The organism is Pseudomonas gessardii, from assembly GCF_001983165.1.
Lineage (GTDB): Bacteria > Pseudomonadota > Gammaproteobacteria > Pseudomonadales > Pseudomonadaceae > Aquipseudomonas > Aquipseudomonas gessardii.
In genome coordinates, this window is record NZ_MNPU01000065.1 from 20934 (window position 1) to 29212 (window position 8279).

At 61.1% G+C, this 8279-nt stretch carries 5 protein-coding genes; 4 read left to right on the top strand and 1 reads right to left on the bottom strand.

Features of this window, described 5'->3' with window-relative positions:
* The first annotated feature begins 43 nt into the window (after positions 1–43).
* From BLL38_RS27345 to BLL38_RS27360, 4 genes are all read left to right on the top strand, one after another.
* On the top strand, positions 44–2953 hold the full coding sequence (locus tag BLL38_RS27345; RefSeq protein WP_076965068.1) for an aminotransferase: 2910 nt from the start codon (positions 44–46) through the stop codon (positions 2951–2953).
* A gap of 175 nt (positions 2954–3128) precedes the next feature.
* Entirely contained in the window at positions 3129–4007 is an 879-nt protein-coding gene (gene aguB / locus BLL38_RS27350; RefSeq protein WP_057437091.1) for an N-carbamoylputrescine amidase, read from the top strand.
* Between the two features lie 5 nt (positions 4008–4012).
* The gene (gene aguA, locus BLL38_RS27355; protein WP_076965069.1) at positions 4013–5119 is read left to right on the top strand and encodes an agmatine deiminase; all 1107 of its coding nucleotides are present in this window, start codon (positions 4013–4015) and stop codon (positions 5117–5119) included.
* Between the two features lie 243 nt (positions 5120–5362).
* Positions 5363–5575: a hypothetical protein gene (locus BLL38_RS27360; protein ID WP_076965070.1), complete on the top strand. Its 213-nt coding sequence runs from the start codon at positions 5363–5365 to the stop codon at positions 5573–5575.
* Between the two features lie 122 nt (positions 5576–5697).
* Here BLL38_RS27360 and BLL38_RS27365 read toward each other — a convergent pair whose 3' ends face one another.
* Positions 5698–7770 (bottom strand): TonB-dependent receptor, encoded by a 2073-nt coding sequence (locus BLL38_RS27365; protein WP_076965071.1) that lies wholly within the window; start codon positions 7768–7770, stop codon positions 5698–5700.
* Positions 7771–8279 lie beyond the last annotated feature (509 nt).

Genomic DNA, 8279 nt, shown 5'->3' on the forward strand with positions numbered 1-8279 from the left:
AATGGCGATATAAGCACCGGATAAAAAAACCAGGGGCCGTCACATGTTGCTCGATACATTGATCCACCGCGCCAGTCTGCCGTGCCCGCAGGTCGGCCCGGAGCACGCCTTGCAGTTGCTTGAGCAGCATTACGGCCTCAGTGGCACGCTACAGTCCTTGGGCAGTCAGCAAGACCTCAATTACCGGGTCGACAGCGACCGTGGCCGCTTCGTCCTGAAAATCTGCCGTGGCGAGTACGCCGCCGTTGAGCTGCAGGCCCAGCACGCGGCCCTTGGGCACTTGCAGGCCCACGCTGCGGTCCGGGTGCCCAGGGTCATCAGCACCCTCAACGGCGAGCAACTTCTGAGCGTGACGGTGGCCGGTCAGGCCGTGCACCTGCGGTTGCTGGACTATATCGACGGCCAGCCGCTGACCCACCTGCCGCACCTGGACCGTGACGTGATCGCTGGTTTTGGCCACCTGTGCGGGCAGATGAGCCAGGCCTTGGCCGGTTTTGCGCATGGGGGCCTGGAGCGCACCCTGCAATGGGACCCGCGCCATGCCTTGGACCTGATCGGCCATTTACTGTCGACACTCGACACCCTGGCGCAGCGCGCGGCCCTGGAGCGGGTCGCGGTACAGGTCGAGCAGCGCCTGCGGCCCTTGGTCGATCAGTTGCCCTGGCAGGCCGTGCATCTGGATATCACCGACGACAACGTGGTGTGGCAGCGCGACGCCGAGCAGCACTGGCAGGTGCAGGGGGTGATCGATTTCGGTGATCTGGTGCACACCTGGCGGGTTGCGGACTTGTCGGTGACCTGTGCGGCGTTATTGCACCACGTCGAGGGCGACCCGTTTGCGATCCTGCCGGCGATCCAGGCCTGTCACGCCCTGACCCCTTTGCAGCCACAGGAGTTGCAGGCGCTGTGGCCGCTGATCGTGGCCCGTGCGGCAGTATTGGTGCTGAGCAGTGAGCAGCAGCAGCGCCTGGACCCGGATAACACCTACCTGTTGAAGAATGCCGAGCATGAGTGGGAAATTTTCCAGGTTGCCCTCTCGGTGCCGTTTGAGTTGATGGAGGCGGCGATCCTGGCGTGCGTCGGTGCCAGCCTGGCGCCGCTGGCCAGCGAAGGCTTTGCCCCGCTGCTGCCGGGGTTGGTGGGGCGTGAGTTCGCGCTGATCGACCTGGGCGTACTCAGCCCGCATTTCGAGGCCGGTAACTGGGAAGCCCCCGGCATCGACCAACAGCTCTTGCAGCAAGCGGCCGCGGTGCATGGCCTGGCGGCCAGTCGTTATGGCCAATATCGCCTGTCCCGCACGCGCCCCGACTGCGCGGCCGAGCCTGATACCCTGGCGCTGCACGTCGAATTGCAGGCGCCCCGGGGCACGGTTGTACAAGCGCCGTTCGCCGGTACCCTGCGCAGCACTGCCGATGGCGGATTATGTGTGCACAGTGGGCAACTGCATGTACGGCTGTGGGGGCTGGAAACCGCGTTACCGCCCGGCGCAATGGTGCTTAAGGGCCAGGTCCTGGGTGAGGCTGGTGGCCTATTGACGGTGCAGTTGTGCCGGGCCGATCTTGAGCCGCCGCTGTTCTGCACACCGTCCCGCGCGGCGGCCTGGCAGGCGTTGTGCCCGTCACCGGCGACGCTGCTGGGCCTTGCCTGTGATGCCGAGCCGGAGCTGGATCCAGACACCTTGCTGGCCCGGCGCGATGCCAGCTTCGCCCGCTCGCAGAAATACTATTACGTTGACCCGCCGCGCATCGAGCGTGGCTGGCGCAACCATCTGATCGATATGCAGGGCCGTTCCTACCTGGACATGCTCAACAATGTCGCGGTGCTGGGCCACGGCCATCCGCGCATGGCCCAGGTGGCGGCGCGGCAGTGGTCGCTGCTCAACACCAACTCGCGTTTTCATTACGCTGCGATTGCCGAGTTTTCCGAGCGTCTGCTGGCCCTGGCGCCAGGTTCCATGGACCGCGTGTTCCTGGTCAACAGTGGCACCGAGGCCAACGACCTGGCGATCCGCCTGGCCTGGGCCTACAGTGGCGGGCGCGACATGCTCAGTGTGCTGGAGGCCTATCACGGCTGGTCGGTGGCGGCCGATGCAGTGTCCACCTCGATCGCCGACAACCCCCAGGCCTTGAGCAGCCGGCCGGACTGGGTGCACCCCGTGACCGCGCCCAATACCTATCGTGGTGAATTCCGTGGCCCGGACAGTGCGCCGGACTACGTGCGCAGCGTCGAGCACAACCTGGCGAAAATTGCCGCCAGCCAGCGCCAGTTGGCGGGTTTTATCTGTGAGCCGGTGTATGGCAATGCCGGCGGTATCTCCCTGCCGCCGGGCTATTTGCAGCAGGTGTATGCCCTGGTGCGCGCCCAGGGCGGGGTGTGTATCGCCGATGAAGTGCAGGTTGGCTACGGACGCATGGGCCATTTCTTCTGGGGCTTTGAAGAGCAGGGGGTGGTGCCGGACATCATCACCATGGCCAAGGGCATGGGTAACGGCCAGCCCCTGGGCGCAGTGATTACCCGCCGGGAAATCGCCGAAGCGCTGGAGGCCGAAGGGTATTTCTTCTCATCCTCGGGCGGCAGCCCGGTCAGTTGCCGGATTGGCATGGCGGTGCTGGACGTGATGGAGGAAGAAAAACTCTGGGAAAACGCCCAGGTGGTCGGCGGGCATTTCAAGGCGCGGCTGCAAGCGTTGATCGAGCGTCATCCGTTGGTGGGGGCGGTGCATGGCTCGGGCTTCTACCTGGGGTTGGAGCTGGTGCGGGATCGGCAGACCCTGGAGCCGGCCACGCAAGAGACCGCGAGGCTGTGTGAGCGCCTGCGGGAGTTGGGGATTTTCATGCAGCCGACCGGGGACTATCTGAACATCCTCAAGATCAAGCCGCCGATGGTCACGTCTAAACGCAGTGTGGATTTCTTTGTCGACATGCTGTCGAAGGTGTTGGATGAAGGGCTGTAACCCCTTCGATATTTGAACTCGATTGTTATCGGGATAATTTTGCATTTTTTAGACGGTTGGATGCTTGAATGCTTTAAAAGCCGATTTTTATCCGCTATAAAGTCCTCCAGCATTCCCCTTTCTGTCATCGGCCCCGGTTTATCCTGGCCGCTGGCCACCGCCCAGGAGATGATTCATGAGCCGTATCGTTACCGTCGCCGCCACCCAGATGGCTTGTTCCTGGGACCTCGAAGCCAATATCGAGACCGCTGAAAAGCTGGTCCGTGAGGCCGCCGCCAAAGGCGCGCAGATCATCCTGATCCAGGAGTTGTTTGAAAGCCCGTATTTCTGCCAGAAGCCGAACCCGGACTATCTGCAACTGGCCACCTCGGTTGACGATAACGTGGCCATCAAGCACTTCCAGAAAATCGCCAAGGAACTGCAAGTGGTGCTGCCGATCAGCTTCTTTGAACTGGCCGGCCGTGCGCGTTTCAACAGCATCGCGATTATCGATGCCGACGGCTCCAACCTCGGGATTTATCGTAAAAGCCACATCCCGGATGGCCCTGGCTACCACGAAAAGTACTACTTCAACCCGGGCGATACCGGCTTCAAGGTGTGGAACACCCGCTACGCAAAAATCGGCGTGGGCATCTGCTGGGACCAGTGGTTCCCGGAATGCGCCCGCAGCATGGCGCTGCAAGGCGCGGAGATCCTGTTCTACCCGACCGCCATCGGCAGCGAGCCACACGACAAGACCATTTCGTCCCGCGACCACTGGCAGCGCGTGCAACAAGGCCATGCCGGCGCCAACCTGATGCCGCTGATCGCCAGCAACCGTATCGGCAACGAAGAGCAGGACGGCTACGACATTACCTTCTACGGCTCGTCGTTCATTGCCAACCAGTTCGGCGAGAAGGTCGAAGAACTCAACGAAACCGCAGAAGGCATCCTGGTGCACAGCTTCGACCTCGATGAGTTGGAGCACATCCGCAGCGCATGGGGCTCGTTCCGTGATCGTCGGCCGAACCTGTACGGCGCGCTCAAGACCCTCGACGGTTCCCTGGAGTCCTGATCGCCATGACCACTTTGCACAGCACGCCTCGCGCTGATGGCTTCTATATGCCCGCCGAGTGGGCCCCCCAGACCCAGACCTGGATGATCTGGCCCGAGCGCCCGGACAACTGGCGCCTGGGCGGCAAGCCGGCGCAGGCGGCCCATGTGGCGGTGGCCAAGGCCATTGCGCGTTTTGAGCCGGTGACGGTCGCGGTTTCCGCCGGCCAGTACGAAAACGCTCGGGCGCGCCTGGATGTGCCGAATATCCGGGTGGTGGAGATGTCCAGCGACGATGCGTGGGTACGCGACAGCGGGCCGACCTTCGTGATCAATGACCAAGGCGAAGTGCGTGGCGTGAATTGGGACTTCAATGCCTGGGGCGGGTTTGACGGTGGCCTGTATGCGCCGTGGAACCGCGACTCCCAGGTGGGCGGCAAAATCCTCGAGATCGAGCGCAGCCCGCGGTATCGCACCGAGGGTTTTGTGCTTGAAGGCGGTTCGATTCACGTCGATGGTGAAGGCACCCTGATCACCACCGAGGAATGCCTGCTCAACCGCAATCGCAACCCGCATCTGGACCGTGGGCAAATCGAAGCGGTACTCAGCGCCAACCTGGCTGTGGATAAGATCATCTGGTTGCCCGACGGCCTGTTCAACGACGAAACCGACGGCCATGTGGATAACTTCTGCTGCTACGTGCGCCCGGGCGAAGTGTTGCTGGCCTGGACTGACGACCCGCAAGATCCTAACTATGCACGCTGCCACGCAGCCATGGACGTGTTGCAAAACAGCACGGACGCCAAGGGCCGCGCGTTTACCGTGCATAAAATGCCGATCCCGGGGCCGTTGTACGCCACTGAGCAAGAATGTGCCGGGGTCGACCCGGTGGACGGTTCCCAGGAGCGTAATCCGACCGTGCGCTTGGCCGCCTCCTACGTCAACTTTCTGATCGTCAACGGCGGCATTATCGCGCCGAGTTTTGATGACCCGCTGGACAGCCGCGCCCAGGAAATCCTCCAGGGCCTGTTCCCGCAACATGAAGTGGTGATGGTGCCAGGCCGTGAACTGTTACTGGGGGGCGGCAATATCCACTGCCTGACCCAACAACAGCCCGCGCCGCACAAAAACTGAGTGCACTTGTAACAGGCGATTTCGTTGCACAGCGACTGATCGCCGGCAACTGCTCCGGGTAAGAGCAGCAAGCCCATGGCCCGTCGGGGTCGTGGGCTTTTTTGTGTCTGCAAGCCTGTAAACCGGGGGCATTGGCACAGCTCTTGTATCGGCGTTGGGACCGTGAGCGGGGTTTGTGACTGCGCAGTTCTGTCATAAACCTTGAGTAAGTTAGCCGCTCAAGCAGTAGGAGAGAGCGCTGAAATGAATGCCGATATCAACCTGGTCTATAAATGCACGCGCCATCCTTTGGTCGTGCGCGGTGACGCGATTCACACGCTGGTACTCTGGTTGAAGGCAAACGGCTCGCGACGGATCCGGCAGACTGACCCGCGACGTGTGATAAGGGAGCGTTACCCGGCGGGGTTGTTCAGCGAGGATGAAGTGCAGGCGCTGTGCGAGTTGATCCAGGACTGATGGGCACTGATATCCAAATGTGGGAGCGGGCTTGCTCGCGATTGCGGTGTATCAGTCACATATGCATCAACTGACACACCGCCATCGCGGGCAAGCCCGCTCCCACATGAACCGCATGTGGGTTAGAAGTTGTACGTCCCCGTTACCACCAGGCTACGCGGGTCACCAAACTGGATCTGGTTGGCACTGGTTGCCGAGGCGTAGTACGTCTTGTCGCTGATGTTGTTCAGCGCCGCCTTTACATCCCATTCCTTGTGCCGGAACCCGGCCAGGGCGTCCCAGCGGCCATAGCCCGGCAACACCACGGTATTGGCATTATCGGCATAACGGTCGCCCACCAGGGTCAAGCCGGTTTCGGCATACCAGCCCATTTCCGGTTTCCAGGTGACGAACAGGCTGGCGTTGCGCTTGGCCACGTCGCTGATGCGTTTGCCTTCAAAGCCATTGTTGTCTTTTACCACCTTGGCATCCTGCACGCCGACGCCGCCACGCACATACCAGTTGCCGATGACTTTGCCGGTGGCCGTCAGCTCGATACCCCGGGAACGCTGGAGACCGCTGAGCAGGGTGATCAGCGGTTTTTCCGGGTCACGGGTGCGGCGGTTGTAGAGCTCCAGCTCATACACGGCAAGGGTGGTGCTCAGGCGGTCGTCGAGCCAGTCGCTCTTGACCCCGATTTCCTTTTGCTTGGTCAGCTCGGGGCTCAGGTTGTTGGCATTGCCGGGGGCATTCGGGGTGATGCCGATCAGGCCGCCACCGGTGGGGGAGAACGTCTTGCTCCAGGACGCGTAGAACGAATGGTTCTCCACCGGCGTCCACACCACGCCGAGCCGTGGGCTGGTGTTGTGGCTGTCGACGTTTTGCCGGGTATTGATGATCTTATTGGTGGTGTCCACTTCAAAACGGTCGTAGCGCAAACCGGCGAGTACTTGCCACTGATCGTTCAGGCGCAGTTGGTCCTGCACATACAGGCCCTGGCTTTCGACTTCGGTGTGGTTGTTGCTGGAGATCCTCATCGGCCCGGTATGGCTCAGGTGCCGGTTGGGGTGGTTCAGATCGAGGCCGGGCACTGTTGCCGTTACCGCGCTGTACAGCTTTGGGTCACGGCGCTGGCTGCCCAGCTCCACGCCGGTCAGCAGGCGGTGTTCCAGGCCAAAGGTGCTGAAGCCACCTTCGAGCTCGACGTTATTGAAGACATTGCGGGTCGTCAGGTCTTGCTGCCAGCGCTGGCGCCCGACCTTGTTGGTCACCGGGTCGTAGCTGGTCTGGTAGGTATTGTCGAAGTCACTGTCGAGCTTGAACACGCCCAGGGTATGGCGCAGTTGCCAGCTGTCGTTGAGTTCATAGGCGAGCTTGGAGCGCAGCGATTGGGTGGTGTCGTCGATGTAGTCGCGAGGGTCGCCGTAGGTGGTATCGCGGCTCACATCGGCCGGGCGCCCGCGCACGCCAGGAATGCCACGGTCCGGGGTACGGTCATAGCGGCTGTATTCGTATTGCACCAGCCAGTTCAGCTGCGGGGTCAGTTGCCAGCTGATCGACGGCGCGAACAGTTTACGGTTGCCGCTGACATTGTCGCGAAAACTGTCAGTGTCTTCGTTACCCATGTTCAGGCGCAGGCTGATGTTCTCGCTGGGGTCAGCGCTCAAGTCGGTGTACAGGCTGCGCAGCCCGTTCGTACCGCCCTGGGCTTCGATACTGGAAACGCGCCCGGCCTGGGGCAGTTTGCTGACACGGTTGACGATCCCGCCCTGGCCACCACGGCCGTACAACACGGCGGCGGGGCCCTTGAGTACGTCGATGCGCTCGATGTTGTGCAAGTCGCGCACGTATTGGCTGTCGTCACGGATGCCGTCGAGATAGAAGTCGCTGCTGGCTTCAAAGCCGCGGATACGCAAACTGTCAAAGCGTGTATCGGCGCCGCTGCTGACGTTGGGGATGCCGCTCAAGGCCTGGCCCAGGTCGTTGGTGCCGTAGGCGCGCAGGCTCTCGGTCTTTACCGAATCGATCGCCTGGGGCACATAGCGCACCGGTGTGGCGGTGCGCGTGGCGGTGTGGGTGTCTTTGAGGCGCGGGTCGTCCTCGTCGGCTTCGGCGCTGATGGAGGTGGCGGGCAGGGTCGTCGCGGCACTGGCAAATCCGGCGCACAGCAATGCAGAAAGCCCAAGGGTCATGGGCGTCAGGCGAAGGGCAGGCATTAAGGGAGGGCATCCGTAAGAGGGAGAAAAATAACGCGCTAATGATAATGCTTGCTATTTGCGCGCGTGATTCATTCTTGTGTTCTTGGGGTGGATAAATGTTTCAAAATGTGTTTTTTGTGGAATTTTACGCCACACTGGAAAATGCGTTACCCACCAGCGGCTTATTCACGGGATGAATTGGGCGAGCGTATAGTTTGCGTAAATAATGGCTAAATAATATCGCTTAGACTTTTTTTGCCTAAATACAGACGATTCACGAAATTGACATGCGGTTCAGGGCACGGATAGGATTCGCCCAACGCCTGTGGCTAACCGCCATGACTTCCCTATAAAAAGGCCCGCGACACATTCGTTCGTCCGCGGGCCTTTTTTTATCCAGGTGTCCCGTCCTGAATAAGGTTTACACCTTCTGATCTGTTTTTCAGGAGGACGTAATGGAATCAGCAAAAAGGCGTAGTCAGCGCGACTACACGTTGACCTTTAAATTGTCGGTCGTCGATCAGGTC

What these genes read in the sequence shown, in the direction of transcription:
- BLL38_RS27345 (WP_076965068.1), top strand. Translation starts at nt 44, where the DNA reads ATGTTGCTCGATACATTGATCCACCGCGCCAGTCTGCCGTGCCCGCAG.
- aguB (WP_057437091.1), top strand. Translation starts at nt 3,129, where the DNA reads ATGAGCCGTATCGTTACCGTCGCCGCCACCCAGATGGCTTGTTCCTGG.
- aguA (WP_076965069.1), top strand. Translation starts at nt 4,013, where the DNA reads ATGACCACTTTGCACAGCACGCCTCGCGCTGATGGCTTCTATATGCCC.
- BLL38_RS27360 (WP_076965070.1), top strand. Translation starts at nt 5,363, where the DNA reads ATGAATGCCGATATCAACCTGGTCTATAAATGCACGCGCCATCCTTTG.
- BLL38_RS27365 (WP_076965071.1), bottom strand. Translation starts at nt 7,770, where the DNA reads ATGCCTGCCCTTCGCCTGACGCCCATGACCCTTGGGCTTTCTGCATTG.